The sequence below is a fragment of the Neisseria sp. P0021.S006 genome, assembly GCF_051956895.1.
Map to the genome: position 1 here is coordinate 1 of NZ_JBQCWZ010000641.1, position 771 is coordinate 771.

Below are 771 nucleotides of genomic sequence, written 5' to 3' on the forward strand. Positions count from 1 at the left end.
TCGTCCGCTTTTACGACTATGATTTTTTAGCGGCGAATGCTTCGGCAAAGGTCATCAATTCGACCACTAATCTTGCCGCGCTGACGTTTTTTATCCCACAAGGCCATGTCGTGTGGGCATGGGCGATACCGTTGGCGGTGGCGAATTTGTGCGGCGGCGTGGTCGGCGCGCGCTTGGCAATACGCGGCGGAACTAAATTACTGCGTTACGGATTTATGTTGCTGCTGTGCCTGACCATCGGAAAGTTTGCTTGGGATTTATTGGGTTGATATCGAATGAAAAAAAGGCCGTCTGAATGTTTCAGACGGCCTTTGCGTTTTACAGTTTAACCGAATGCTCGCGCGTTTCGTGGAACACGATGTCCGGCCAGCGTTCTTGCGTCAGATTCAGGTTGACGCGGTTAGGCGCGAGGTAGGCGAGGTTGCCGCCTGCGTCGATGGCGAGATTGCCTGCATTGGCTTTTTCAAATTCCGCCAGTTTTTTCTTGTCTTCGCACGATACCCAGCGCGCCGACCAGATGGATGCGCTATCGAACACGGCTTCCACACCGTATTCGTTGGCCAGCCGCGAGGTAACGACTTCAAACTGCAACACGCCGACCGCGCCCAAAATCAAATCTGCGCCGCTCATCGGTTTGAAGACCTGTACCGCGCCTTCTTCGCCGAGCTGTTGCAAACCTTTTTGCAGTTGCTTGATTTTCAGAGGGTTTTTAATGCGGACGCTGCGGAACAGTTCGGGCGCGAAGAATGGGATGCCGGTGAACGCCAGTTG

General features: G+C 53.7%; 1 protein-coding gene and 1 pseudogene. One reads left to right on the plus strand and one right to left on the minus strand.

What is annotated here, in order from left to right; translation table 11 throughout:
* On the plus strand, positions 1–269 hold a 269-nt coding region (locus tag ACTHUM_RS16200), incomplete at its 5' end, for a sulfite exporter TauE/SafE family protein (RefSeq protein WP_440403450.1).
* A gap of 49 nt (positions 270–318) precedes the next feature.
* Here ACTHUM_RS16200 and prfC read toward each other — a convergent pair.
* Positions 319–771: pseudogene (gene prfC, locus ACTHUM_RS16205) on the minus strand (peptide chain release factor 3); the annotation flags it as partial.